At 62.1% G+C, this 24,357-nt stretch carries 23 protein-coding genes; 7 read left to right on the top strand and 16 right to left on the bottom strand.

The features are described from left to right. The first annotated feature begins 43 nt into the window (after positions 1-43). Entirely contained in the window at positions 44-1,435 is a 1,392-nt protein-coding gene (locus tag ACTQ4R_RS05540; protein ID WP_441626622.1) for an MATE family efflux transporter, read from the top strand. After that, complete coding sequence (locus ACTQ4R_RS05535; protein ID WP_441626620.1) at positions 1,432-2,253, top strand: putative RNA methyltransferase; 822 nt, start codon at positions 1,432-1,434, stop codon at positions 2,251-2,253. The genes ACTQ4R_RS05540 and ACTQ4R_RS05535 overlap by 4 nt, the downstream gene beginning before the upstream one ends. Positions 2,254-2,285: 32 nt before the next feature. Here the strand turns inward: ACTQ4R_RS05535 and ACTQ4R_RS05530 are convergent, their stop codons facing one another. After that, complete coding sequence (locus tag ACTQ4R_RS05530) at positions 2,286-3,191, bottom strand: DUF4349 domain-containing protein (protein WP_441626618.1); 906 nt, start codon at positions 3,189-3,191, stop codon at positions 2,286-2,288. A 202-nt stretch (positions 3,192-3,393) separates the two neighbouring features. On the opposite strand from ACTQ4R_RS05530, the gene ACTQ4R_RS05525 reads away from it, so the two are divergent. Next, positions 3,394-4,413 (top strand): alpha-hydroxy-acid oxidizing protein, encoded by a 1,020-nt coding sequence (locus ACTQ4R_RS05525; protein WP_441626616.1) that lies wholly within the window; start codon positions 3,394-3,396, stop codon positions 4,411-4,413. Between the two features lie 50 nt (positions 4,414-4,463). Here ACTQ4R_RS05525 and ACTQ4R_RS05520 read toward each other — a convergent pair whose 3' ends face one another. Further along, positions 4,464-5,186, bottom strand: a complete 723-nt coding sequence (locus ACTQ4R_RS05520; protein ID WP_441626614.1) for an acyl-[acyl-carrier-protein] thioesterase — start codon at positions 5,184-5,186, stop codon at positions 4,464-4,466. 183 nt (positions 5,187-5,369) lie between these two features. On the opposite strand from ACTQ4R_RS05520, the gene ACTQ4R_RS05515 reads away from it, so the two are divergent. After that, a complete protein-coding gene (locus ACTQ4R_RS05515; protein ID WP_441626612.1) occupies positions 5,370-5,744 on the top strand; it encodes a RidA family protein in 375 nt (124 codons plus the stop codon). A gap of 46 nt (positions 5,745-5,790) precedes the next feature. On the opposite strand, the gene ACTQ4R_RS05510 is transcribed toward ACTQ4R_RS05515, so the two are convergent. From ACTQ4R_RS05510 to ACTQ4R_RS05455, 12 genes are all read right to left on the bottom strand, one after another. Next, on the bottom strand, positions 5,791-6,630 hold the full coding sequence (locus ACTQ4R_RS05510; protein WP_441626610.1) for a DegV family protein: 840 nt from the start codon (positions 6,628-6,630) through the stop codon (positions 5,791-5,793). Between the two features lie 79 nt (positions 6,631-6,709). Further along, positions 6,710-7,273: an ABC transporter ATP-binding protein gene (locus ACTQ4R_RS05505; RefSeq protein ID WP_441626608.1), complete on the bottom strand. Its 564-nt coding sequence runs from the start codon at positions 7,271-7,273 to the stop codon at positions 6,710-6,712. Next, complete coding sequence (locus ACTQ4R_RS05500) at positions 7,273-7,965, bottom strand: ABC transporter permease (protein ID WP_441626852.1); 693 nt, start codon at positions 7,963-7,965, stop codon at positions 7,273-7,275. The genes ACTQ4R_RS05505 and ACTQ4R_RS05500 overlap by 1 nt, the downstream gene beginning before the upstream one ends. Before the next feature lie 101 nt (positions 7,966-8,066). Continuing rightward, positions 8,067-9,089, bottom strand: coding sequence for an ABC transporter substrate-binding protein (locus ACTQ4R_RS05495; RefSeq protein WP_441626850.1), 1,023 nt, complete (start codon positions 9,087-9,089; stop codon positions 8,067-8,069). 37 nt (positions 9,090-9,126) lie between these two features. Beyond that, positions 9,127-9,387: a TM1266 family iron-only hydrogenase system putative regulator gene (locus tag ACTQ4R_RS05490; RefSeq protein ID WP_441626606.1), complete on the bottom strand. Its 261-nt coding sequence runs from the start codon at positions 9,385-9,387 to the stop codon at positions 9,127-9,129. A 226-nt stretch (positions 9,388-9,613) separates the two neighbouring features. Beyond that, positions 9,614-11,086 carry a 4-alpha-glucanotransferase gene (gene malQ, locus ACTQ4R_RS05485; protein ID WP_441626604.1) on the bottom strand — a complete coding sequence of 491 codons (1,473 nt, stop codon included), beginning with the start codon at positions 11,084-11,086 and terminating at the stop codon, positions 9,614-9,616. Between the two features lie 278 nt (positions 11,087-11,364). Beyond that, positions 11,365-12,348 (bottom strand): ornithine carbamoyltransferase, encoded by a 984-nt coding sequence (gene argF, locus ACTQ4R_RS05480; RefSeq protein WP_441626602.1) that lies wholly within the window; start codon positions 12,346-12,348, stop codon positions 11,365-11,367. A gap of 56 nt (positions 12,349-12,404) precedes the next feature. Beyond that, positions 12,405-13,583: an aspartate aminotransferase family protein gene (locus tag ACTQ4R_RS05475; RefSeq protein WP_441626600.1), complete on the bottom strand. Its 1,179-nt coding sequence runs from the start codon at positions 13,581-13,583 to the stop codon at positions 12,405-12,407. Between the two features lie 6 nt (positions 13,584-13,589). After that, the gene (gene argB, locus ACTQ4R_RS05470) at positions 13,590-14,450 is read right to left on the bottom strand and encodes an acetylglutamate kinase (RefSeq protein ID WP_441626598.1); all 861 of its coding nucleotides are present in this window, start codon (positions 14,448-14,450) and stop codon (positions 13,590-13,592) included. Positions 14,451-14,792: 342 nt separating this feature from the next. Then, complete coding sequence (gene argJ, locus ACTQ4R_RS05465) at positions 14,793-16,019, bottom strand: bifunctional glutamate N-acetyltransferase/amino-acid acetyltransferase ArgJ (protein WP_441626596.1); 1,227 nt, start codon at positions 16,017-16,019, stop codon at positions 14,793-14,795. Positions 16,020-16,190: 171 nt separating this feature from the next. After that, positions 16,191-17,126: an N-acetyl-gamma-glutamyl-phosphate reductase gene (gene argC / locus ACTQ4R_RS05460; protein ID WP_441626594.1), complete on the bottom strand. Its 936-nt coding sequence runs from the start codon at positions 17,124-17,126 to the stop codon at positions 16,191-16,193. A gap of 119 nt (positions 17,127-17,245) precedes the next feature. Then, positions 17,246-18,469, bottom strand: coding sequence for an argininosuccinate synthase (locus ACTQ4R_RS05455; RefSeq protein WP_441626592.1), 1,224 nt, complete (start codon positions 18,467-18,469; stop codon positions 17,246-17,248). 433 nt (positions 18,470-18,902) lie between these two features. On the opposite strand from ACTQ4R_RS05455, the gene ACTQ4R_RS05450 reads away from it, so the two are divergent. Then, positions 18,903-19,619: a GntR family transcriptional regulator gene (locus ACTQ4R_RS05450; protein WP_441626590.1), complete on the top strand. Its 717-nt coding sequence runs from the start codon at positions 18,903-18,905 to the stop codon at positions 19,617-19,619. A gap of 72 nt (positions 19,620-19,691) precedes the next feature. After that, positions 19,692-20,639: an AEC family transporter gene (locus ACTQ4R_RS05445; RefSeq protein ID WP_441626588.1), complete on the top strand. Its 948-nt coding sequence runs from the start codon at positions 19,692-19,694 to the stop codon at positions 20,637-20,639. A gap of 46 nt (positions 20,640-20,685) precedes the next feature. Here ACTQ4R_RS05445 and fumC read toward each other — a convergent pair whose 3' ends face one another. After that, the gene (gene fumC / locus ACTQ4R_RS05440) at positions 20,686-22,044 is read right to left on the bottom strand and encodes a class II fumarate hydratase (RefSeq protein WP_441626586.1); all 1,359 of its coding nucleotides are present in this window, start codon (positions 22,042-22,044) and stop codon (positions 20,686-20,688) included. Positions 22,045-22,224: 180 nt separating this feature from the next. Here fumC and ACTQ4R_RS05435 point away from each other — a divergent pair, with 180 nt between their 5' ends. Next, positions 22,225-23,049: a copper amine oxidase N-terminal domain-containing protein gene (locus ACTQ4R_RS05435; RefSeq protein ID WP_441626584.1), complete on the top strand. Its 825-nt coding sequence runs from the start codon at positions 22,225-22,227 to the stop codon at positions 23,047-23,049. A gap of 296 nt (positions 23,050-23,345) precedes the next feature. On the opposite strand, the gene ACTQ4R_RS05430 is transcribed toward ACTQ4R_RS05435, so the two are convergent. Beyond that, positions 23,346-24,212 carry a YitT family protein gene (locus tag ACTQ4R_RS05430; protein WP_441626582.1) on the bottom strand — a complete coding sequence of 289 codons (867 nt, stop codon included), beginning with the start codon at positions 24,210-24,212 and terminating at the stop codon, positions 23,346-23,348. Positions 24,213-24,357: the final 145 nt, after the last annotated feature.

Genomic DNA, 24,357 nt, shown 5'->3' with positions numbered 1-24,357 from the left:
CCCGGATGCCTATGCTGTAATTCTATCAACGAGAGGTTATCTTATGTTTCGCCACCTGCGGCGGGGCGCCGGCTTTTACCAGAATCTTTGTAAGCTGGCGTTCCCTCTGATCCTGCAAAATCTCATCACCACCTCCCTGGGCTTTGTGGACACCTTCATGGTGGGACTTCTGGGCAGCAACGAGCTCTCCGCCGTCACCGCCGCCAACACCCCCATCTTCCTGGTCCAGGTCATCATCTTCGGCCTTCTCAGCGGCCAGTCCATCCTGGTGAGCCAGTACTGGGGCAAGGGCGACCAGGGCGCCATCAACCGCTGCACCGGCGTGGCGCTATACTTCGGCCTGGCCATCTCCTCCCTGGTGGCGCTGACGCTGCTGCTGTTCCCCCGGGGCGTCATGACCCTGGTCACTGACAACGCCCTGCTGGTGGAGCTGGGTGCCCCCTATGTGCGCATCGTGGGTGTCAGCTACGTGTTCAACGCCGCCAGCTCCGTCTATATCGGCATGCAGCGCAGCACGGAAAATTCCCTGATGGGCATGCTGGTATTCGCCACCTCTATGCTGCTGAACACATTTTTGAACTACGTCCTCATCTTCGGCAAGCTGGGCGCCCCCGCCCTGGGGGTCACCGGCGCCGCCACGGCGACGCTGCTGTCCCGGATGGCGGAGTTTGGCATCGTGTCGGTCTACGCCCTGCGGGACCGGCGGGTACCTCTGCAGCCAAAGCTCCTGCTGCGGCCCGGTGCCGTTATCACCCGGGACTTTTTAAAGTATGCCTCCCCCGTGCTCCTCAACGAGAGCCTGTGGGGCCTGGGCGTGTCCGTCCTCACCTCCATCATGGGCCACATGGCCATCAGCGCGGAGATCCTGGCCGCCCACGCCATCATGGGCAACATCGAAAAATTCTCCACCGTGGCCTGCTTCGGCGTGGCCGGCGCCACCTCCGTCATCGTGGGCAAGCGCATCGGCGAGGGCGCCTCCAAGGAGGAGGTCTACTCCCTGGGCTGCTGCCTATTGGAGGTGTCGCTGCTGGTGGGACTGGCGGTGGCGCTGTGCCTGGCGGCACTGCTGCCCACGGTGTTCATTCCCTTCGTTTTCCCCCTGTTCCACCTGGAGGGCCTCTCCCGCCAGATCGCCGCCATCATGTGCGCCATTCTGGCGTTGATGATGCCCGCCAAGGCCTTTGACATCACCAACATCACCGGCCTTTTGCGGGCCGGAGGAGACGCCCGGATGGCCTCCGTCATCGACCTGACCTGCCAGTGGGGCATGGCGGTAGTGCTGTCCTATCTGACAGCCCTGGTGCTGGACGCCCCGGTGGCGGTGGTGTGCTTCGCCATCCAATCCGAGAACTTCTGCAAGATGCCCTGGGGCATCGTCCGCCTGCGGAGCCGGAAATGGATCAACAGCGTTACCCGAGGGGGCGAGGACCTATGAGCCTGTTCCGCTGCCCCATCTGCGGTGGGCCCTTGACGCGGGAGGAACGGGTCTACCGCTGCGTCAACGGCCACAGCTACGACATCGCCAGAGAGGGCTACACCCATCTGCTGCCTCCCAATCAAAAGCACTCCGCCGCCCCCGGAGACGACAAGGGCATGGCCGCCGCCCGGCGGGAATTCTTATCCAAAGGGTATTACAGGCCGCTCCTAAATACGCTTTGTAATGAAATTTTGGCCCGTTCCGGTCCGGCTCCGGTGCTGCTGGACGCCGGCTGCGGAGAGGGCTATTACACCAGCGGCATTTACCGCAGCCTGTTGGCGGCTGGAAAGCAGCCCCAGGCGGCAGGCATCGACATCTCCAAGTTTATCCTCCGCTCCGCCGCCAAGCGGGAAAAAGCCATTGAGTTCGCCGTGGCCTCCTCTTACCGCCTGCCGGTGGCGGACGGCTACGCGGAATTGCTGCTGGACTGCTTTTCCCCTCTGGCACTGGAGGAGTTTTACCGGGTGCTGAAGCCCGGCGGCTTCTTTTTCTACGTGGTGCCGGCGGCGGACCACCTGTGGGAGCTGAAGCAGGTGCTCTATGACCGCCCCTACCCCAATGAGGAAAAGGAGACCCCCTACCAGGGCTTTGCCTATGATGCCATCGTCCCGGTGGAGGATACCATTACCCTGGCAAGCCAGGCGGACATCCACGCCCTGTTCCAGATGACCCCCTACTACTGGAAAACCCCAAAAGCGGGGGCAGAGCGACTGGCGGCGCTGGATACCCTCACCACCCGCGTCTCCTTCCGCGTCCACATCTTCCGCAAGCTGTGAAAAACCGGCCCCGTGAGGGGCCGGTTTGCTGTTTATTCCTGCTGGTCCTCTTTCTTGTGCAGCTTGGGCAGAGCAGGCTTTTTCTTTTTCAGCTTCCGCACTGCCAAAGCCACCAGGACCACCGCCGCCAGCACCCACATCCAGCCGTAGGCCAGACCGATGACCAGGTCCTGGACGCCGGAGACAAAGTGCTTCCACCCGGAGGAAAAGGCCGCCGCCAGCTGGGCGCCGAAGCCTGTGGCGGGCTCCTCCACGTTGGAAAGGCGCCCCACCTCCCGCAGGTTGACGTACACCGTGGCGTAGTCCACCTTGGCGTCATAGTGCTGCAGGGTACCGGACAGGTCGTCGATCTGCTGCTCCGTTTCCGAGATGGCGGACTCGATGGTGATGATGTCCTCCATGTCCTCCGCCTTTTCCAGCAGGGCCTGGAGCCGCTCCAGCTTCACCTGCTGGGTCTTCAAGCGCCCGGCGGTGTCGTAGTAGACCTCGCTGACATCCTCCACATACTCGTCCTTGTACAGCAGGTGGCACAGCTCTCCGGCCTCTGACAAAAAGGCCCGGTACTGCTCCGCCGGCACCCGGACGGTGTAATCGGCGTATCGGTAGCCGCTGCCCCGGCTGGAGAGGCTGCTGGACTCGTACCAGCCGCCGCAGCGCTCCGTCAGCGCTGTGATGCCCTCCGCCGCCGCGTCGAACGCCGTGGTCTCCAGCTCCAGGTTGGCGGTGTAGATCCGCTTGGCGCCGTTGGCGGTGCCGGAGGCCGTGCCCCTGTCCGCCGCACCGCCGTAGCCCATTTCCTCCACGGCTGCGCTGTCCATGGCCATGGCCACGGGTTCCTCCGCCGGCGAGGCGGCCTCCGTCTTGCTGCTGCCGCAGCCGCTTAAAAGTCCCAGGAGCATGACCAGGGCCAGCAGCCACGCCCACTTCCTTCTTCTCATCCAAAACGCCTCCTTCGCGCCGTCGTCTTTCTTCAGCGGCCATTCGTCTTTTCAGACGGGCGTTTTTTTGGAAAAGTTCCTCCGAAATCAAAAAAAGTGCAAACTTTTTTACCAGCGGTTGCCTTTTCCCCCCGGCCGCTGTAAAATAAGGATGCTGTGAACCATCCACACGGGATATTTCAAATTTCGGAGGGAACTACATATGACGTATCAGGAAGTTCTGGCAAACGCCCGCACCTGCATGGGCCCCTACTGCAAGTCCTGCCCCACCTGCAACGGCCTTGCCTGCAAAAATACCGTGCCCGGTCCCGGCGCCAAGGGCATCGGCACCGGCTTCATCCGCAACTACCAGAAATGGCAGGAGCTGTGTGTCAACATGGACACCATCTGCGAGAACAAGGATGTGGACACCTCCTTCGAGCTGTTCGGCCAGAAGGTGAGCATCCCCGTGTTCGCCGCCCCCGTGGGCGCCGTCACCAAGCACTACGGCGACAAGTATGACGACCTGCAGTACAACGCCATTCTGGTCCCCGCCTGCGCCGAGGCCGGCATCGCCGCCTTCACCGGCGACGGAACGGACCCCGCCGTTATGGAAGGCACCGCCAAGGCCATCACCTTGACCCACGGCTGCGGTGTCCCCACCATCAAGCCCTGGAACATGGAGACCGTGAAGGAAAAGCTGGACCTGGTGAAAGCCGCCGATCCCTTCGCCATCGCCATGGATATCGACGCCGCGGGCCTGCCCTTCTTGAAAAACATGACCCCACCCGCCGGCAGCAAGACCGTGGAGGAGCTCCGCCAGATCGTGGAGTGGGCGGAAAAGCCCTTCATTTTCAAAGGCATCATGACTGTGGCCGGTGCCAAGAAGGCTCTGGAGGCCGGCGCCAGCGCCATCGTGGTCTCCAACCACGGCGGCCGTGTGCTGGACCAGTGCCCCGCCACCGCCGAGGTGCTGCCCGCCATCGTGGACGCCGTGGGCGACAAGATGACCGTTCTGGTGGACGGCGGTATCCGCACGGGCATGGACGTGTTCAAGGCCCTGGCCCTGGGCGCCGACGCGGTGCTCATTGCCCGCCCCTTCGTGAACATGGTCTACGGCGGCGGCGCCGAGGGCGTGAAGGTGTATGTGGAGAAGCTGAAGGCCGAGCTGGCCGACACCATGGCCATGTGCGGCGCCCACTCCCTGGCGGACATCAACCGCTCCATGCTCTTCGGCTATTGATCTTTCCCCATCAAAAAAGGAAGGACTGCAAAGCAGTCCTTCCTTTTTCTTTAAAAGACACACATGGCGGAAAAGCAGGTGCCCTCGGGGCCCAGGCCCTCCATCCGGTAAGTATCCTCCTCCCGGAAGCCCTCCAGCCGCAGCTCCTGGCCCAGGGTGGCCTCCTTGCTGTAATTGATGAAAAATTCCCGTGGAGCCCGCTCCTGCAGGTCCGGCGGCAGATAGTCCCAGACAATGTCGCCGTATTTGCCGCTGTACAGGTGGCCGTTGCCGTCCAGATCGGACCAGACCACCTTCCGTGTTCCCAGGTCCTCCAACCCCTCCCGGGGCAGCGTGATCTTCCGGGGGTCCGGACAGTCCACCTCCCTGCCGCCTTCCCCGATCTTCCGGGCGGTGAAGGAACCGGGCCGCAGGATGCGCCGTGTCTCGGGGTCCACCAATATCCAGTCGCTCTTGATGGACACCCGCAGCCGGCCCTCCCGGTCCCGCATCTCATAGACACGCTGCATGTGGGCGCCCTTGGCGCCGTTTTCCCAGGTGGTGATGTCCATGACCTCCCGGTAACGGGGGCAGTCGTGGATGCGCAAAGCGATGCGGGACAGGAGGAACACCTCCCGCATGCCGTAGAGCTTTTCATAGGTCAAGCCCCGGGCGTCATAGTCGTATCCGGCGAAGGCCGCCGCCTTGCTGAGCAGGGACGCCACCCGTGCCCGTTTGTTCCGGTCACAGTCCGCAAATGTAAATTCCTCCTGTCGGAAATATCCGTTTTCCATCAATTTTTGCTGAAAATCCTTCAACTTCAAGTTCCTTTCCACAAGATCGCAGTACTTATTTTTCCAATTATCACTTCAGATGATACCACGTTTTTGTACATTTCTCAAGCGACGATCATTGACTTTTTGTCCGCCTGTGCTATGATAAGGATTATCAAATTTGATTTGAGGAGGATTCTTCCAATGGACAAGAAAGTTATTGCCACCACCAACGCTCCCGGTGCCATCGGCCCCTATTCCCAGGCTTGGGCTGTGGGCGACTTTGTGTTCGCCTCCGGCCAGATCCCCGTCAATCCCGCCACCGGCGAGATCCCCGAGGGCATCGCCGCTCAGACCGAGCAGAGCTGCAAGAACGTGGCCGCCATCATGGAGGCTGCCGGCGTCGGCATGGAGAACGTAGTGAAGACCACCTGCTTCCTGGCTGACATCGCTGACTTCGTCGCTTTCAACGAGGTCTATGCCAAGTACTTCACCTCCAAGCCCGCCCGTTCCTGCGTGGCCGTGAAGGACCTGCCCAAGGGCGTCCTGTGCGAGGTCGAAGCCATCGCCGCGAAGTAAGGAATCCTTACGAAAAAAGACTGACCGTTTCCGGTCAGTCTTTTTTTTATTTCCGCAGGAATACAAGGCCCAGTGTGCCGGGACCGCAGTGGCAGAAGATGGTGCAGCCTGCCTTGGCCTCCAAAATCTCACCGAAGCGGCCGTCTGCCCGCAGGATGTCCCGGGCGATGGAGGCCAGGTGGTCATCCTCGCAGGTGTCCACCATCCACATCCGGCTGGTATCCACATCCCCGGCGTTTTGCAGCCGTTCCCGGACGTAGTCCGCCACCACCTTCTCGATGGAGCCCCGGTACTTTTTGACAACGGACAGCTTGCCGTCGATGACCTCCAGGCAGGGGTGGAGCTTTAAAAGGTTGGCACCCAGCGCCGTGACGGCGGAGCAGCGTCCGCCCTTTTTCATGTAATCCAGCCGGTCCAGGACAAAGCTGGTCTCGATGCGGGAGACCATGTCCTCCGCCATGTTCAGGATCTCGCTGACGGACTTGCCGGCCTCCGCCGCCTCGGCGGCAGCCAGGACGATGAGGCCGTGGCCCACGGTGAGGTTTGCGGTATCCACCACATAGACCTCCGGCACCTCCTCCGCCGCCAGCTTGGCGTTCTGGCAGCAGCAGGAAAAGCCGGAGCCGATGTTAAAGTGGATGACAGCGTCGTACTGCTCCATGGCGAAGCGGAACAGCGCCTCGTAGTCCGCCACGTTGACGGCGTTGGTGGTGGTGATGTCTCCGCCGGCGTCCACGTGGGCCTTGATATCCGCCGTGCGGATGTCGATGCCGTCCTGGTAAAGCCTGCCGCCCTTCACCACGCCCAGGGGCGTCACGGAAATATGGTGCTGCTCCAGCACCCACGCCGGCAGGTCACAGGTGCTGTCGGTGGTAATTTTGATCATGCTCTCTCCTCCGATATAAGCCATAAAATCGGTTTATTGTACCACAGTTTTTTCCCGATTTCCAGTCCCGGAGAAAAAATCACAGCCGGACCAGGTCATATGCCCCCTCCGGCGGCAGCTCATGGCTCACCAGCAGCACCGGCTTCCCCGCCGCATGCTCCCGGACGCACCGCCAGGCCCGCTCCCGGTTGTCCCGGTCCAGGCCGGTGAAGGGTTCGTCCAGCGCCAGCACGTCAAAGGGCGCCAGCAGCGCCCTGGCCAGGGCCAGGCGGCGCTTCATACCGCCGGAAAACTCCCGGGCAGGCTTTCCCACGGCATCCTCCAATCCCAGCTCCGCCAATAGCGCAAGAGCGGCGGCTTCGTCCAGGGCGGAGCCCAGGACAAAGCGCAGATTTCCCATGGCGTCCAGGCCCTCCAGCAGACGGTCCTCCTGGAACACAGCGCTCCAGCGGCATTTCTCCGGCAGGCCCACAGTGCCGCTGTCGGGACGCTCCAGCCCCAGCAGGATGCGCAGCAGGGTGGTCTTTCCGCTGCCGGAGGGAGCCATGATGCAGGTGACGCCCGGTCCGGCGGTGAAGCTGACGTTTTTTAGGACAGGACTTCCTCCGTAGGACTTGCAGAGGTTTTCAATATGTATCTCCATCACACCCCCGCCTTTCCCGCCAGCGTGTCCACCAGCGCCAAAAACAGCTTCTCAAACAGCACTGACAGCGCCACGATGACCGCCGTCCAGGCGAAGAGGTCCGGCGTCTGAAAGTACACCTTGGCGGTGTACAGCCGCTCGCCGATGGTGCTGGCGGGCAGGCCGATGACCTCCGCCGCCGCGCCGGCCTTCCAGCAAAGGCCCAGGGCCAGGGACACGGCGGAGCGGAAATAGGGCAGCACCGCCGGCAGGTAGATGCCCGTCAGCCGCCGCCCCAGCGGAACGCGGAACACCTTCGCCATCTCCAGCAGCCTGCCGTCCGCCGCCGCGATGCCCGCCAGGACATTCAGATACACCGGCGGGAACACCATGAGGGCGGAAATGAACAGCGGCAGGGAGCCGCTGTCCAGCCACACCAGCGCCAAGATGATGAAGGACACCACCGGAACGGCCTTCACCATCGCCGCCAACGGCGCCAGCAGCTCCCGGACCAGGCGCCACCTGGCGGACAGTGCCGCCAGCACTACCGCCAGGGCGCAGCCGACCAGGAAGCCGCCGAAGATATGGGCAACGGAAGCGCCCACCGGCCGCCAGAAGGCGGAGGTGCATGCCAGCTCCCCCAGCCGCACCGCGGCGGAGATAGGGGAGGCCAGCAGCAGGTGTCCGTGTGGCCACAGGGCGGCAAGCACCATGCTGGCCCCCTGCCACACCAGCAGCCAGAAGAGCACCGCCCAGGGCCGTATGGAGTTTTGAACGGCGTTCTTTTTCACAGGCTGCTCCTTTGTTTGAAAGCTTAGGCGTTCTGGCCGTAGTAGAAATCCTCTCCCGGCAGCTTGCCGCCCACGGAGGTGGGCTCCGCGTCAAAGAGCACCTGGAGATAGCCGGAGAGCTTGGCGCCCATCTCCTCCCCGGTGATGCAGACGATGTTGCAGTGGGGCAGGGCCTTCTCCGCGATGGGGGCTGCTTCCACGATGCCGAACTCACTGATGAGCGCCGCGGCGTCGGCGGTATTGCTGTTCACCCAATCCACGGATTCGGCGTAGTTCCGGAGGAAGGTATCCACAGCGGCGGGATGCTCCTCCACGAAGGCCTTCCGGGCCACCACGACGCCGGTGATGAGACCAGAGCCGTTGTCCAGGGCGTCCCACTCAGCGGTCAAATCCAGGGCCACCCGCAGGTTCTCGATCTTGGTCTGGGCCACGGTGACGAAGGGCTGGGGCAGCAGGGCGATGGTGGCGCTGCCGGAGGCCAGGGCCGCCACGCATTCGGCGTGCTCGCTCTTCCAGTCAATGGTCACGTCGGTATCCGGGTCAATGCCGTTTTCCGTGAGGAGGTAGCGCAGGGCGTATTCCGGGGTGCTGCCCTTGCCAGCGGCCACGATGGTCTTACCCGCCAGGTCCGCCATGGAGCTTACGGCGTTGCCGTTCTCTACGATATAGAGAACGCCCAGGGTATTGACGGCCAGGGTAATGATCTCCCCCTCCGTTTTGTTGTACAGCACAGAGGCCAGGTTTGCGGGGACGCAGGCCATATCCAGATCACCTTTGATGAGGGAGGGCGTCACCTCGTCGGCGGCGCCGGCCAGGGTGAATGCATACATGGGACCTTCCCCGGACTGGGGGTCATCGTGCATCAGCTTCACCATGCCCATGGCGGTGGGACCCTTTAGGGCGGCAATGCGGGTGGTAACGGGCTCTTCAGAAGGAGCCTCCTGGGCAGGGACTTCCTGGGCGGGGGCCTCCTCCGCCTTCTTGCCGCAGGCGGCCAGACTCAGCGCCAGTGTCAGCGCCAGGGCGGCGCAGATGGTTTTTTTCAGCAGATTCATGTTGCGTTTCCTCTTTTCCCAAATTGATTCAGTTTTTCAGGGCATCCTCCGGCGCGTACACCGTCTTGGCGGTGATGCCCGGCAGCCGGCCGATCTTTCCCGACAGGGCGGAGATCACATCCGCCGGCGCGTCCATGGCCACGCTGATGACGTTGACGTCCCGCTGGTGGTAGGGTACGCCCATACGGCCGATGATATGCTTTCCGTATTGGTGCAGCAGCTCGTTCAGTGCCGCCACGGAGGTGCCCTCCCGGACGATGATAGCCAGGACCGCCACCCGGGTCTCCATAGTTTTTCTCCCCTTTCCGCAAAAAATCATCCCCTCCGCCGTCCGGCAGAGGGGATGAGGCATATGCAGCATCCGCAGGCACGGTCACGCCGCGTCTGGCTCTCCGCATCTTTCGGCTGGGACACATCCTCACCGGCAGAACGACAGAATGTATGACGGTCGGCGGTCAGAAGCTTCTTCCCGCGGACAAATGTATGATACCACGCCCCGCCCTGTCCGTCAATGGTCAGCAGCGGCCGTAGGTGTGGGTCAGGGTCTTGATCTCCGCCGCCAGGGCGGCAGTGTCACAGCCGCTCTCCATGCGCCAGCGCCAGTTGCCCTCCGCCACGCCGGGCACATTGATGCGGCTCTCGCTGCCAAGGCCCAGGTAATCCTGCATCTGGGCCACAAACAGCTCCGCCACGCTTCCCTGCCCCAGCCGCAGCAGGGCCCGGCGGACCGGCTCTTCGCCGGAAGCGCCCAGATAGCTTTCCGCGTAATCCCGCTCCGCCTTCGCGGCATGGGTGTACCAGCCCAGAACGGTGTCGTTGTCGTGGGTCCCGGTATAGCAGATACAGTGGGAGGCATAATTGTGGGGCAGATAGGCGTTGTCCGGCCGGTCGAAGGCAAATTCCAGTACCTTCATACCCGGCAGGCCGGAGGCGTTGCGCAGGTCGTGGACGGCGTCCGTCAAGATGCCGAGATCCTCGGCGATGAAGCTCAGCTGGGGGAACCAGGAGGTCAAGACCCCCAGAAGGTCCATGCCCGGTCCCTTTTCCCACTGGCCGTTTTTGGCGGTCTCAGACTCCGCCGGCACGGCCCAGTAGCTCTCCAGGCCCCGGAAGTGGTCCAAGCGGATGGCGTCAAACAGCTTGCCGGCGCCCTCCACCCGGCGGATCCACCAGCCAAAGCCGTCGGCCTTCTGTGACACCCAGTCGTACAGGGGATTTCCCCACAACTGGCCGTCCTCGGAGAAGTAATCCGGCGGCACGCCCGCCACCTTGCTGGGCCTGCCTTCGCTGTCCAGCAAAAACTCCTTCCGCTCGCTCCACACGTCGGCGCTGTCCAGGGACACGTAAATGGGCAGGTCTCCGATGATGCGGATGCCCAGGCCGTTGACGTAGGCCTTCAGCTCCGCCCACTGGGCGAAAAAGACCTGCTGCATCCAGGCGTGGAAGGCCACATCCTCCGCCAGCTCCACCCGCCAGTGCTCCAGGGCCGCGCTCTCGTGGCGGCGCAGGGCCTCGTCCGGCCAGTCAAACCAGGCGGTATCCCCAAAATGGCGCTTCAGCGCCCGATACAGCGCGTATTCTTTCACCCAGGGATTACGCGCCGTAAAGTCCCGCACCGTCTGGGCGCGGGCGCCTCCCAGCCGGGAAAAGGCTTTGCGCAGCAAGGTCTCCCGGCTCCGGCGCAGGGCGTCATAGTCCACCCGGCCTGTCTCCGGCAGCCGGGCGGCGCGCAGCTCATCGGGCGTCAGCAGGCCCTGGGCGCCCAAGGCGTCCAAGTCAATAAACAGCGGATTGCCCGCGAAGGTGGACACGCTGGTGTAGGGGGAATCCCCCCCGCCGGTGGGACCCACCGGCAGAATCTGCCACCAGCGCTGGCCGGCGGCGTGGAGGAAATCCGCGAAAGCCCGGGCCTCCGCGCCCAGGGTGCCAATGCCGTAAGGCCCCGGCAGAGAAAAAATCGGCAGCAGGATACCGGCGGAACGTTCCATAGACATAACCTCTTTCACTTCCAAAAGTTGACGGTATTATTGTATGTATCCGGACCTCCGCTGTCAAGTTGCGTTTCTTTTGTAAATTTATTTCGGCTGTTTTTGTTCGTTTTGTATAGTCCTTTTGCCGCGGCCGCCGTTGATGCCTGCTTCCGCTCTTTCTGCCGCCATAGGCGCCAGAAGAAACAGGCAGCGGACCTTGAGCGGCCCTCCCCCGCCCCGCGGCTCTCCGGCCGCAGAAAAAATCCCCGTGAACCTGTGTTCACGGGGATTTTTTATCACTTCATCAGTTCGTACATAACGGCCTTGATGGTGTGCATCCGGTTTTCCGCCTCGTCAAAGACGATGGACTGTTCGCTCTCGAACACCTCGTCAGTGACCTCCATGGCGTCACGGCCGAACTTCTCGCCCATCTCCTTGCCCACCTTGGTCTTGTGGTCATGGTAGGCAGGCAGACAGTGCATGAAGCGGCACTGGGGGCCGGCGTTGTCCATGAGGGCCTTCGTCACCTGATAGGGACCCAGAGCCTCGATGCGCTCCGCCCAAACCTCCACCGGCTCGCCCATGGACACCCACACGTCGGTATACAGCACGTCGGCGCCCTTGGTGGCGGCCATGGGGTCCTCGATGAACTCCAGCACGGCGCCGGTCTCGGCGGCGATGGCCTGGCAGGTGTCAATGAGGTCCTGGGCGGGCATGTAGGCCTTGGGCGCGCAGGCCACGAAATGCATGCCCATCTTGGCGCAGCCCACCATGAGGCTGTTGCCCATGTTGTACCGGGCGTCGCCCAGGTACACCAGCTTGACGCCCTTCAGTTTCCCGAAGTGCTCCCGGATGGTCAGAAAGTCCGCCAGGATCTGGGTGGGGTGGAACTCGTTGGTCAAGCCGTTGAACACGGGGACGCCGGCGTATTTCGCCAGCTCCTCCACCAGCTCCTGGCCGAAGCCCCGGTACTCGATGCCGTCAAACATCCTGCCCAGCACCCGGGCGGTGTCGGCGATGGACTCCTTCACGCCGGTCTGGCTGCCGGTGGGGCCCAGGTAAGTGGAGCCCATGCCCAGGTCCTGGGCGGCTACCTCGAAGGCGCAGCGGGTACGGGTGGACGTCTTTTCAAAAATGAGGGCCACGTTCTTGCCCGCGAGGTACTGGTGGGGAATGCCCGCCTTTTTCTTGGCCTTCAGGTCGGCGGCGGTGTCCAGGAACTGCTGGATCTCAGCGGGAGTGAAATCCAGGAGCTTTAAAAAGTGGGTGTGGTTTTCCATATGCGACCTCTTTCTCTTTTCGGAAGTAATAGCTCTATCTTACCGCATTCGCGGATTTATGCAAGGGCCTTCTTCATGATGGCCAGGCCCTTGTCCATCTCCTCCTTCGTGATGACCAGGGGCGGCAGCAGGCGCATACCGGGACCGGCGGTGAGGACCAGCAGACCGTTTTCAATGAGCTTGGCGGCGATGTCGCCCTTGTTATAGCCCTCCTTCACCTCAATGCCGATCATGAGGCCCATGCCCCGGGTCTTGCCGAAGCAGGGCAGGTCCAAGGCCTCGATCTGCTCACGCAGGTAAGCGCCCTTGGCCTTGACCTCCTCCAGGAATTCATCCGTCAGCGTCTCCTGGACCACCAGGCCCGCGGCGGCGCAGACGGGGTTGGCGCCAAACGTCGTGGCATGGGTGCCGGGCCCCAGGACGCCGCGGCACTTCTCACTGGCCATGATGCCGCTCATAGGCAGTCCGCCGGCGATGCCCTTGGCAAAGGACACCACGTCCGGCAGCACGCCGTACTGCTGGAAGGCGAACAGGGAGCCGGTACGGCCCACGCCGGTCTGGACCTCGTCCGCCAGCAGCAGCCAGTCCCGCTCCGCGCACAGCTGTGCGACGGCCTGGACGTACGCCTTGTCCAGGGGCAACACGCCGCCCTCGCCCTGGACCAGCTCCACCATGACGGCGCACACGTCATCGCCGGCGGCGGCTTCCAGGGAGGCTAGGTCGTTGGCGTCAGCATAGCGGAAGCCCTCGGTGAAGGGGAAGAAATAGTTGTGGAACACCTCCTGGCCGGTGGCCATCAGGGTGGTGATGGTGCGGCCGTGGAAGGAGTTATTCAAAGTGATGATGGTGGCACGCCCCTTGCCGTATTTATCAAAGCTGTACTTTCTCGCCAGCTTGATCATGCCCTCGTTGGCCTCGCCGCCGCCGTTGGCGAAGAATACGCAGCTCTCCCCGGTGCGCCGGCACAGCGTCTGGGCCAGAAGGGCCGCCGGCTCCGTGTAAAACAGGTTGGATACGTGGCTGAGCTTCTTGGCCTGGGCCGCCACGGCGTCCACCCAGGGCTGGTAGCCGTAGCCCAGATCCGTGACGCCGATGCCGCTGGTAAAGTCGATATACTCGTTGCCCTCGGGGTCATACAGCCGGGCGCCCTCGCCGTGGTCAATGGCCACGGGGAAGCGACCGTAGGTATTCATAACGTACTGGCCCGTCAGGGCCTTGATCTCCTGGGAAGTCATATGGATTCAGTCCTCTCTTTTCAGCATGGTGCCGATGCCTTCGTCTGACAAAAGCTCGATCAAAATAGAGTGGGGGATGCGGCCGTCCAGAATGTGGACCCGCTCCACGCCGCCGGCGATGGCGTCCACGCAGCACTGCATCTTGGGGATCATGCCGCCGGAGATGACCCCCTGGGCCACCAGCTCCGGCACCTCGTAGGTGTGGAGCACGTGGATGAGGGTCTCCTCGTCGTGGGGGTCCCGCAGAAGGCCCCGGACATCCGTCAGCAAAATGAGCTTTTCCGCGTGCAGGGCCTCCGCCAGCTTGGCGGCGGCGGTGTCAGCGTTGATGTTATAGGCGGTGTCGGCGTCCATGCCCTGGGCCACGGTGGACACCACGGGAATGTAGCCGGTCAGAAGGGCGTTTTCCACCGGCTCCGGGTTCACGCCGGTGATCTTGCCCACCAAGCCGTACTTTTCGTCCAGGCACTCCGCCTGGAACAGCTGGCCGTCCATGCCGCAAAGGCCAATGGCCTGGCCTCCCAGGCGGTTGAGCTGGGCCACCAGGTTTTTGTTCACCTTGCCGCACAGGACGGATTGGACGATGTCCATGGTGGTCTCGTCGGTGTAGCGCAGGCCGTCCACGAATTTGGATTCATGGCCGATCCTTTTCAGCATGTCGCTGATCTCCGGGCCGCCGCCGTGGACCACCACCACCCGGATGCCCACCAGGCTCAGCAGGATGATGTCGCTCATGACGGCCTTGCGCAGCTCCTCGGAGATCATGGCATTGCCGCCGTATTTCACCACGATGGTCTTTCCGGTGAATTTTTGGATATAGGGCAGGGCCTCCACCAGCGTTTTGGCCTGCTGGGCATGAGATGCCATTGGGATCGCTCCTTTTTTGTTGAGTCGCCCCCTAATACGCGGGGCTGCACCCCCCATTTCTCTTTTTCTTGAAAAGAGAAACGGGCCGTGCACGGTCCAAAGAGAAATCGCTTTTCGTCCAAGCTTGCCCGTCCGGGCAAGTTTGGGGATGCGGACGGCTGTCAGCCAGCTTTTCGCAATCTTGCCCCGTCTTATCCAGGTGCGCTGCAGCGCGCCTATCCACCCACGCTTATGCCGCAAGCTGTGACGCGGCATCTCATTCCAGGGTGCTTGTCAAAGCGTTCCGCTTCTCTTCCCGCTGCCGCTCCGTGGGGGAGTTTCCAAAGAGGGGGCCGCATACGCTCAAGTCCGGTAGTCTCCGTTGATCTTGATATAATCGTACGTAATATCACAGCCCCAGCAGGTGCACTCGGCATCCCCCTCGCCCATGGCGATGCGGATCTCCACATCATGCTCTGTCAGAATCTTCTTGGCCAGGTCCTCGTCAAAATCCAGTCCCCTGCCTTGCCGGCACACGGCAATGTCGCCGGCGGCGGAGGCAAAGTGCACATCCACCTTCTCCGGGTCAAAGGCAGCGCCGGAATACCCCATGGCGCACAGGACCCGGCCCCAGTTGGCGTCGGCGCCGAAAATGGCGGCCTTGGTGAGGGTGGATGAGATGACGGACTTGGAGACGGTCTCGGCGGTGGCCTCGTCGGCGGCGCCGGAGACCGTGCAGGTGATGAGGTGCTTGGCGCCCTCGCCGTCGGAGGCCATCTTCTTGGCCAGAGCGGTGCACAGGGCCCGGAGGGCGGCCAGGAAGGCCTCGTAATCGGGGCCCTTGGCGGTGATGGTCTCGTTGCCCGCCAGGCCGTTGGCCAGGACGCAGCAGGTGTCGTTGGTGGAGGTGTCGCCGTCCACGCTGATGCGGTTGAAGGTGACGCCCACGGTCTCCAGCAGGGCAGTCTTGATCATCTCGGAAGAGATCGCACAGTCGGTGGTCAGGAAGCACAGCATGGTGCCCATATTGGGATGGATCATGCCGGAGCCCTTGGCGATGCCGCCCATGCGGACGGTCTTGCCGCCCACCGTGGTCTCCACGGCCACTTCCTTTTTCACGGTGTCGGTGGTCATGATGGCGTGGGCGGCGGCGTCGCTGGCCTCGTTAGACCGCTCCAAAGCCGCGTACAGCGCCGGAACGCCTTCCTCAATGGCTTGAATGTTGATGGTCTGGCCGATGACGCCGGTGGAGGACACCAGCACATCCTCCGCCTTGCAGCCGATGGCCTTGGCAGCCGCCGCGCACATTTTCTCCGCGTTTTCCTCCCCGTAGGGGGCGCAGGCGTTGGCGTTGCCGCTGTTGGCGATGATGGCCCGGGCCTTTCCGTCGGCCAGGTGGGCCTTGTCCACGTGGATGGGAGCGGCCTTCACCACGTTTTTCGTGAATACCGCCGCCGCGGCGCAGTCCACATCGGACACGATAAGGGCCACATCCTTCTTCCAGGCGGCGTGGGTCTTGACGCCCACGTGGATGCCCGCGGCCCGGAAGCCCTGAGCGGCGCAGACGCCGCCTTCAATAAAGTTCAGCATAGTCGTTACCTCGTTTTCACAGGTTCAAGCCGGTGGCCTCGTCAAACCCCAGCATCAGATTCATGTTTTGGGCGGCAGCGCCGTTTTGTCATCCCGACCGGTTGCCGCTTCAGCGGCGAGGCCGGCTGACATTTCTTCACGCCCGCGGGGCGCCTCCGGCGCTGACGCCAGTCATAGGTTCAAGCCGGTGGTCTCGTCGAACCCCAGCATTAGGTTCATATTCTGCACTGCCGCGCCGGAGGCGCCCTTGCCCAGATTGTCAAACAGCGCCGTTATGGTAAACTGCTCGTCATTGCCCGCCGCATACAGCACCAGGGTGTCCTTCCCCGCCTGGGCGTTGGCGTACAGCTTGGCGGTGTCTGTGGCGTCCGCCACCCGGACCATGGTCTGACCGCCGTAGTAGTCCGCCAGCCTTTGCCGAATCTCCTCCAAGGAAGAGACACCCTGCATCTGGCTCATATGGAAAGGCACGGTGGTGGCCATTCCCTTGTAGTAGTCATCTACAATGGGAGTAAAGACGGGCCGGTGGGTCAGCCCACAGATCTTCTGCATCTCCGGCAGGTGCTTGTGGCCCTGGCCCATGCCGTAGGGGCAGGGGGCAAACAGCTCGGTGCCTTTGTCCGCCGCCTCATACTGGGCAATCATCTTCTTGCCGCCGCCGGAATAACCGGTGAGAGAGAAAGCGGACAAGCAGGCGTCTTTGGGAAGGAGGCCCATAGCTGCCAGGGGATACACCACGCTGATGAAACCTGTGGCGTGGCAGCCTGGGTTGGCTACGCGGCCGGCATGGCGGATGGCCTCTTTCTGGTCCGGGCCCAATTCCGGGAAGCCGTACACCCAGCCCGGAGCCACCCGGTGGGCGGTGGAGGCGTCGATGATGCGGGTGGAAGGGCTTTCCACCAGCTCCACCGCTTCCACCGCCGCCGCGTCCGGCAGACACAAAAACACAATGTCCGCCGCGTCCATGAGCTTTTTCCGTTCCTGGGGGTCCTTTCGCTTGTCCTCGTCGATGAGCAGCAGGTCGATGTCCGCCCGCTTTGTCAAGCGGTCATAGATCTGAAGGCCGGTGGTGCCTTCCTTGCCGTCGATATATACCTTTGGTTTCATGGGATCTCCTTCCTTCCCGGCCTGCGCTCCGGATGGGACTGCCATCCACCGCAGACGCGGGGCGAAGAGGTCTTCTCCGTCCCGCAGCCGCGTTTTCTTTTCAAATAGAGGGTGTGGGCTTACAGCTTGCCCTGCTCCCGCAGCGCCAGCACCGTGTCGGGCAGGCCCCAGAGGTTGATGAAGCCGGTGGCGTTGGTCTGGTCGTAGCTGCTCTCATTGAAGGTCACCAGCTCCTCGGAATACAGGCTGCAGGGAGAGGTGATGGAGGCGGTGATCATATTGCCCTTGTACAGCTTCAGCTTCACGCTGCCGGTGACATGCTCCTGGGTCTTGTCGGCGAAGGCGCTGAGAGCCTCCCGCAGGGGGGTGAACCACTTGCCGTTATACACCAGGTCGGCGAAGTCCACGGCCAGCTTGCTCTTCATGTGGGCGGTGTCCTTGTCGATGGTGATCATCTCCAGGCACTGGTGGGCCTTGTAGAGAATGGTGCCGCCGGGAGTCTCGTACACGCCCCGGTCCTTCATGCCCACCAGCCGGTTTTCCACGATGTCCAAAAGGCCGATGCCGTTTTCGCCGCCCAGCTTGTTCAGCTTGCGGATGATGTCGCTGGCCTTCATCTTCTCGCCGTCCACGGCCACGGGCACGCCCTTTTCAAAGTCGATGGTCACATAGGTGGGCGCGTCGGGAGCGGTGATGGGGCTGACGCCCATCTCCAGGAAGCCGGGCTTTTCATACTGGGGCTCGTTGGCGGGGTCCTCCAGGTCCAGGCCCTCGTGGCTCAGGTGCCACAGGTTCTTATCCTTGGAGTAGTTGGTCTCCCGGGAGATCTTCAAAGGCACGTTGTGGGCCTCGGCGTAGTCGATCTCCTCGTCCCGGCCTTTGATGGACCACTCCCGCCAGGGGGCGATGATGGTCATGTCGGGAGCGAAGCGCTTGATGGCCAGCTCGAAGCGGACCTGGTCGTTGCCCTTGCCGGTGCAGCCGTGGGCGATGGCGTCGGCGCCCTCGGCCTTGGCGATCTCCACCAGCTTTTTGGCGATGACGGGCCGGGCGAAAGCGGTGCCCAGCAGGTACTGCTCGTAGCTGGCGCCCATCTTCATGGAGGGGATGATGACCTCATCCACCATCTCGTCGGTGAGGTCGGCGATGTACAGCTTGCTGGCGCCGGTCTTGATGGCCTTTTCCTCCAGGCCGTCCAGCTCATCGTTCTGGCCCACATCGCCGGCCACGGCGATGATCTCGGGGTCGTTGTAATTCTCCTTCAGCCAGGGGATGATGATGGACGTATCCAAACCGCCGGAATAGGCGAGGACGATCTTCTTGATTTCTTTCTTAGCTTTCATGACGGGTACCTCCGTATGTGTTGTTTGATGATGGTGTAATTATACGCTTATAATGAATATTTATTCAAGTGTCATGTTGCACAACATTTGCCGGCTTTCTTGGGAGCTTTTTCACATTCTGCCAGATTCCGGCTAAAAAGCGACCTGTTTTTTCCCACCAGCGGACGATGCTGCTCCTCCGGCAGGAACGCAGACCTCCTGCATACAGCAATATGCATATCAGAATGTATAAAGCAGAACCGCCGGACTGCCCTTTCGGCGTCTGTGATTTTATTGTATACAATTTACTTTTGTAGGAAATTATCTGTGTAATTCACATAATTTTAAAAAATTTTCGTTTTTCCTGGACATTTTATTTCAATTGTGCTACTATCATGTTTGAAAAAATTGTATACAATTTGCGCTTTGCCTTACGGCGGAAAGGAGTGAACACATGGAACCCAGAAAGGAACTCTCTGCGTCTGTTCCCGGTCCTCCCATTCTGGAGCGGTCTGAAAACACGGCGCATCTGCCCAAAAGCGAGCAGGTCTGCCGGCGCATCAAGGAGCTCATCATGCACCACGTTCTCAAGCCCGGCCAAAAGATCTCAGAAGACGAGCTGGCCGGTATGCTTCAAACCAGCCGCACGCCGGTGCGGGAAGCCCTCCGTAAGCTCAGCGGCGACGGCCTCGTGACCATTTACCCCAAGCGCTACGCCCAGGTCACCTATTTCACGCCGGAGATGGCAAAGACGCTGGGAGCCGTGCGGATGTCCCAGGACATTCTCTCCGGCCGCCTGGCCATCTGCCACGGCAGCGATGCCGAATTTTCCCAGCTGCGGCAGCTGGCGGACGCCTGCGAAGCCGCCTCCAGGGCCGGCGACCTGTACGGGCGTATCACCGCCGACCGGAATTTTCATCTGCGCATCACTGAGATCGGCAAAAACGAGCTCTTGCTGCGCTACCAGCGGGAGGTCTATCTCCGCATCCACCTCATCCAGCTGCAATACGTCTCTTTGGAGGACAGCACAGCCCGGCGCATCGCCTGCCACAACTCCCTCATCGACGCCCTGTGCCGCCGGGATGAGGCCTCCTTCACCCGGACCACCTGCCGCATCTGCCAGGAGATGTACGGGCTGGAGCCAGAGCTCGTGGAGCTGTACAGCCGGTGAAGCTGGCGAAACGCTGTTTTACCGTTCTCTGTGTTTATAAAAATTTGAAACCAGTGTGTTTGGAGGCCGCTCATGTCTGAAATGAATCTTCTGTTTCTCCAGCAGATCACCAAAATGTTTTTGATGCTGCTGCTGGGCTTCACCGCCGTGAAGGTGAAGCTGATGCCCGCCAGTGCCGGCAAGGGCTTGTCCCAGGTCATCGTGGGCGTCATCCGTCCCTGCGCCATCATCTACGCCTTCCAGGTGGACTTCACCCGGGAGCGGCTGCTGGGCCTTCTGCTGGCCATTTTCGGCGCGGCGCTTTCCCACGTGGTACTTATTTTCATCACCTGGCTGCTGGGAGACAAGGCCCTGCACATGAGTCCCGTGGAGCGGGCCTCCATGATCTACTCCAACAGCGGCAATCTGCTCATGCCCCTTATCGCCTTCACCATGGGCCAGGAGTGGCTGTTCTATACCTGCGCCTACATGGGCGCCTTGCAGGTGTTCGTGTGGACCCACGGCAAAAGCCTCATCTGCGAGGAACGCCAGATCGACTGGAAAAGGGCCTTGGGCAACGTCAACATCATCGCCATGGCGGTGGGCTTCGTCCTGTTCTGCGCCCGCATCCGCTTCCCCGGCGTGCTGGGCCAGGCGGTGCAGAGTGCGGGCAACGCCCTGGGCTCCACCAGCATGCTGTCCATCGGCATCTCCTTCGCCACCATTGCCCACCTGGATTTGAAGAAGATGTCCCGGGTGCTTGTGGTGGCGCTGAACCGCCTCATCGTCTATCCCCTCATCATGCTGGCCATCTTCCTGCTGCTGCGGCTGAACACCCTGCTGCCCGGTGCCCAGCAGATCGTCATGATCACCCTGCTGGGAGCCGGCGCCCCCACCGGTGTGGTCATCACCCAGATCGCCCAGCTGTACGACAAGGAGGCGGACCACGCCAGCCTCATCGGCGTGTTCACCATGCTGTGCAGCATCGTCACCCTGCCGGCCCTCATCTGGGTCTACGAAACTGTCACCGCCTTGCTGTGAGGATACAAAAAAGAAGCGCTGCCGCGGCAGCGCTTCTTTTTTATCCTTATACCATTTTCTCCGGACGGACTGTCTCGTCGAACTCCTCCGCCGTCAAAAGTCCCAGGGACAGCACGGCCTCTTTCAAAGTCGTACCATCGTGGAGGGCCTTCTTGGCGCACTTGGCGGCAGCCTCGTAGCCGATCTTGGGCGTCAGGCAGGTGACCAGCATCAAGGAATTGTGAAGGTTGTACTCCATCCGCTCCACGTTGGGGGTGATGCCCTCCACGCAGTGGACCCGGAAGGAGTCGCACACATCCGCCAGCAGCCGGGTGGACAGCAGGAAGTTGTAGGCGGACACCGGCAAAAACACGTTCAGCTGGAAGTTGCCCTGGCTGGCGGCCATGCCGATGGCGGCATCGTTGCCCATGACCTGGACCGCCACCATGGTGACGGCCTCGCACTGGGTGGGATTCACCTTGCCGGGCATAATGGAGCTGCCGGGCTCGTTTTCCGGAATGTGGAGCTCCCCCATGCCGCAGCGGGGGCCGCTGGCCTCGAAGCGGATGTCGTTGGCGATCTTCATGAGGTTGGCGGCCAGCGCCTTCAGGGCTCCATGGGCAAACACCAGGGCGTCCTTGCTGGTGAGGGCGTGGAACTTATTTTCATCCGGCCGGAAGTCCAGGCCCGTCAGCTGGCGGAGGTAGCCGCATACCATCTCGTCATAGCCCTCGGGGGCGTTGAGGCCGGTGCCCACGGCGGTGCCGCCGATGGCCAGACGGCACAGCTCCGTCTGGGCCAGACGCAGCATCCGGCAGGGAGCCGCCACCAGCTCCCGCCAGCCGGAGACCTCCTGGGAAAAGCGCAGGGGCGTGGCGTCCTGCAAATGGGTGCGGCCGATGCGGATGAGGTCGGGGTAGGCTTTCTCCAGCTGGGCAAAGGCCGCCTCCAGCCGCTCCGCCGCCGGCAGCACCTGCTCCGCCACGGCCAGGGCCGCCGCGATGTGCAGCGCGGAGGGGAACGTGTCGTTGGAGGACTGGGAGGCGTTCACGTGGTCATTGGGGTGCAGGGGAACCCCCTGCTCCGCCGCCAGGTGGGCGATGACCTCGTTGACATTCATATTGGTTTGAGTACCGCTGCCGGTCTGCCACACCACCAGGGGGAACTCCTCGTCCCACTTGCCGGCGCGGATGTCCCGGCAGGCGGCGGTGATGGCCCCGGCCTGCTGGGCCGTCAGCTTGCCCACGTCGGCGTTGGCCTTGGCGCAGGCCTCCTTCAAATAGGCGAAGGCGGTGATGATCTCTTTGGGCTGGCGCTGGCCGCCGATTTTGAAATTCTCCCGGCTCCGCTGGGTCTGGGCACCCCAGTAGTGGTCCGCCGGCACGGCGATCTCGCCCATGGTATCGTGTTCCATGCGGGTATTCATCAGTCTGTCCTCCAGTTGCTGTTTTGATGGTGCCATTATAGCGAAACCGGACGCCAAGTGCAAACCTTTTTCTCCCATTGCCGTGAAAAGTCCCGTATGGTAAAATAGTCCCGCCGGCAGAGGAACTTTTTTCCGCCGCCGTCGTCTGAACCAGTAAATTTCTCCTGTGAAAGGACGATCATGATGAAAAGATTCTCTGCGCTTTTGCTGTCCCTGGTCCTGGCGGCCTCCTTGACCCTGCCTGCCGCCGCTGAAGAGGTAACGGTATCCGGTGCCCGGGCCGTCACCATGGTGCCCCTGCGGGCGGTGGCGGAGGCCTTGGGCTACACCGTGACCTGGGACGGCTCCCTGCACGGCGCCCGCCTGGTCCGAGGAGACCGGGAGGCCGTTCTGGTGCTGGGCATGGGCTATGCCACCCTCACCGACCACGCGGACAGCGGCGACCCCGTCATGGGGAAGCTCCTCTCTTTGGACGCCGCCCCCGCCATGCTGGAAAAGGGCGTCATGTATGTGCCGGTAAACTTCTTCAACGGCCTGGAGGGCCGGACCTGCGTCACTGTCTCCGGCGGCGCTGTCTCCGTGGAGATCAATACCACTCCCACCGGCGGCACCGCCCAGCTGCCCAACCCCCAGCACCCGCACAACACCGTGGAGGCCCTGGAGACCGCTGTGGGCTTCTCTGTGCCGGTGCCCACGGCGCCGGCCGGCTTCTCCTTCACCCTCATCCAGGACATCGACGGCTCGTTGGCAGAGCTCCGCTGGAGCGACGACGTCCAGGAGCTCACCTACCGGGTCAGCCGGGGCGGCAGCGACAACAGCGGCGACTACACCGTCTACCCCGCCAGCGGCACTCTAACCGTCGGGGACACGCCTGTCCAGTGGCGGGGAGATGACGGCGGCATCCGGGTGGCCCTGTGGGCCAAAGACGGCTTTGCCTTCTCCCTCCGGACCTCCGACGGTCTGACGGAGCGGCAGGTGCGGCAGATGGTGGAAAGCGTGCTTTGACAAAGCAGTCAGAAAGAGGCGGACATGCAGTCCGCCTCTCAGCTTGTCGAAAAACCTCTGTTTGGAGAAAAAGCGTTCCGTTTCGCAGGGGGAGTACGAGGGGGCGGGAGATCCCTCGTGTTGAATCGAATGCCTGCAAACGCATGCCGCAGGCGTTTGCACCGCACAGCGGCAACTTTTTGGACTGCGAAGCAGACAAAAAAGCGAGGCATTGTGCAGGCTGTCGAAAAAGTCCGCCGGGCTTTTTCGACAGCCTAAGAGGCGGACATGCAGTCCGCCTCTTTCTTTTTTATGTATCATCCCGTGACATGCTTGAAATTTCCCAGGGTCTCGTTCACCTCCGACACCCAGGCAAAGGTGCCGGGAAACTGGCGGAGGATCTCCTGGAAGCGGACGATCTGGTGGCGGTTCACCACGCAGATCAAAAAATCCCGGGGCTCCGTGGAGTACATGCCCCGGGCGGGCAGCACCGTGACGCCGTGGCCCAGCTCCTCCATGAGCCGGACAGACAGGGCGGAGGCCTCCTTTGTGACCACCTCGAATTTCAGCGCCCGCTTGCCGCCCTTGAGGATGCTGTCACTGATACGGGAGCTGAGATAACAGTAGGCCAAACACAGGATCACCGGCTCAAACTGGCAGCCGTAGACGAAAAAGGACAGCACCGCCACGGAGGCGTTCAAGCCGAAGATGACCCACACCAGGCTGGCCTCCGGATGCTTTTTCCGCACCCAGGCGGCCACAATGTCCGTACCGCCGGTGGAGCCGTTCTGCCGGATGGTGAAGCCGTACACCGCGCCGCTGACCACGCCGGCGGCCACAGGCCCCAGAATGGCGGAGGTGCCGTTATCCGTGTGGTAGACGATAGCGCTGAGGTCCATCCGGTTCAGCGTCAGAGTCACGGCGGAGAACACCAGCACAAAGGCCAGGTTCTTCAAGGCAAAGTCCCGGTCCACGTGGCGCCACGCCAGCAAAATCAGCGGCAGGTTGATCAGCAAGGACATGTAGCCGATGCTCACGTGGAACAGATACTGGATCATGGTGGCAAGGCCGTTGATGCCCGCCGGCGCAAAGGCGTTTGGAAACACGAACACCTCATAGCTCAATCCCATGACCACCGCCAGCGCCATGATCGTGCCATAGCTCCGCACTGTTTTTCCTCGCATACGCCGCTTCCTCTCCGCCGGCGGGGCCGGCCTGTTTTCCATGTGGGAGTATACGCCGCCCGCTTTCTTTTTGCAAGTATTCTTGCAAAAAAATTTTCCAATTTGCAAGTTTTATTTCCTTTCATGCAAATTTCTTCCTTTCAGC

The organism is Dysosmobacter sp. Sow4_B12, from assembly GCF_052116665.1.
Taxonomy (GTDB): Bacteria; Bacillota; Clostridia; order Oscillospirales; family Oscillospiraceae; genus Oscillibacter.
The sequence above is the reverse complement of the archived record's forward strand: the minus strand, read 5'-3'. Positions and strand labels throughout refer to the sequence as shown.

Excerpts from the sequence above, each read along its gene's own strand:
- ACTQ4R_RS05540 (WP_441626622.1), top strand. The coding sequence starts at position 44 with ATGTTTCGCCACCTGCGGCGGGGCGCCGGCTTTTACCAGAATCTTTGT.
- ACTQ4R_RS05535 (WP_441626620.1), top strand. The coding sequence starts at position 1,432 with ATGAGCCTGTTCCGCTGCCCCATCTGCGGTGGGCCCTTGACGCGGGAG.
- ACTQ4R_RS05530 (WP_441626618.1), bottom strand. The coding sequence starts at position 3,191 with ATGAGAAGAAGGAAGTGGGCGTGGCTGCTGGCCCTGGTCATGCTCCTG.
- ACTQ4R_RS05525 (WP_441626616.1), top strand. The coding sequence starts at position 3,394 with ATGACGTATCAGGAAGTTCTGGCAAACGCCCGCACCTGCATGGGCCCC.
- ACTQ4R_RS05520 (WP_441626614.1), bottom strand. The coding sequence starts at position 5,186 with ATGGAAAACGGATATTTCCGACAGGAGGAATTTACATTTGCGGACTGT.
- ACTQ4R_RS05515 (WP_441626612.1), top strand. The coding sequence starts at position 5,370 with ATGGACAAGAAAGTTATTGCCACCACCAACGCTCCCGGTGCCATCGGC.
- ACTQ4R_RS05510 (WP_441626610.1), bottom strand. The coding sequence starts at position 6,630 with ATGATCAAAATTACCACCGACAGCACCTGTGACCTGCCGGCGTGGGTG.
- ACTQ4R_RS05505 (WP_441626608.1), bottom strand. The coding sequence starts at position 7,273 with ATGGAGATACATATTGAAAACCTCTGCAAGTCCTACGGAGGAAGTCCT.
- ACTQ4R_RS05500 (WP_441626852.1), bottom strand. The coding sequence starts at position 7,965 with ATGGTGCTTGCCGCCCTGTGGCCACACGGACACCTGCTGCTGGCCTCC.
- ACTQ4R_RS05490 (WP_441626606.1), bottom strand. The coding sequence starts at position 9,387 with ATGGAGACCCGGGTGGCGGTCCTGGCTATCATCGTCCGGGAGGGCACC.
- malQ (WP_441626604.1), bottom strand. The coding sequence starts at position 11,086 with ATGGAACGTTCCGCCGGTATCCTGCTGCCGATTTTTTCTCTGCCGGGG.
- argF (WP_441626602.1), bottom strand. The coding sequence starts at position 12,348 with ATGGAAAACCACACCCACTTTTTAAAGCTCCTGGATTTCACTCCCGCT.
- ACTQ4R_RS05475 (WP_441626600.1), bottom strand. The coding sequence starts at position 13,583 with ATGACTTCCCAGGAGATCAAGGCCCTGACGGGCCAGTACGTTATGAAT.
- argB (WP_441626598.1), bottom strand. The coding sequence starts at position 14,450 with ATGGCATCTCATGCCCAGCAGGCCAAAACGCTGGTGGAGGCCCTGCCC.
- argJ (WP_441626596.1), bottom strand. The coding sequence starts at position 16,019 with ATGCTGAACTTTATTGAAGGCGGCGTCTGCGCCGCTCAGGGCTTCCGG.
- argC (WP_441626594.1), bottom strand. The coding sequence starts at position 17,126 with ATGAAACCAAAGGTATATATCGACGGCAAGGAAGGCACCACCGGCCTT.
- ACTQ4R_RS05455 (WP_441626592.1), bottom strand. The coding sequence starts at position 18,469 with ATGAAAGCTAAGAAAGAAATCAAGAAGATCGTCCTCGCCTATTCCGGC.
- ACTQ4R_RS05450 (WP_441626590.1), top strand. The coding sequence starts at position 18,903 with ATGGAACCCAGAAAGGAACTCTCTGCGTCTGTTCCCGGTCCTCCCATT.
- ACTQ4R_RS05445 (WP_441626588.1), top strand. The coding sequence starts at position 19,692 with ATGTCTGAAATGAATCTTCTGTTTCTCCAGCAGATCACCAAAATGTTT.
- fumC (WP_441626586.1), bottom strand. The coding sequence starts at position 22,044 with ATGAATACCCGCATGGAACACGATACCATGGGCGAGATCGCCGTGCCG.
- ACTQ4R_RS05435 (WP_441626584.1), top strand. The coding sequence starts at position 22,225 with ATGATGAAAAGATTCTCTGCGCTTTTGCTGTCCCTGGTCCTGGCGGCC.
- ACTQ4R_RS05430 (WP_441626582.1), bottom strand. The coding sequence starts at position 24,212 with ATGCGAGGAAAAACAGTGCGGAGCTATGGCACGATCATGGCGCTGGCG.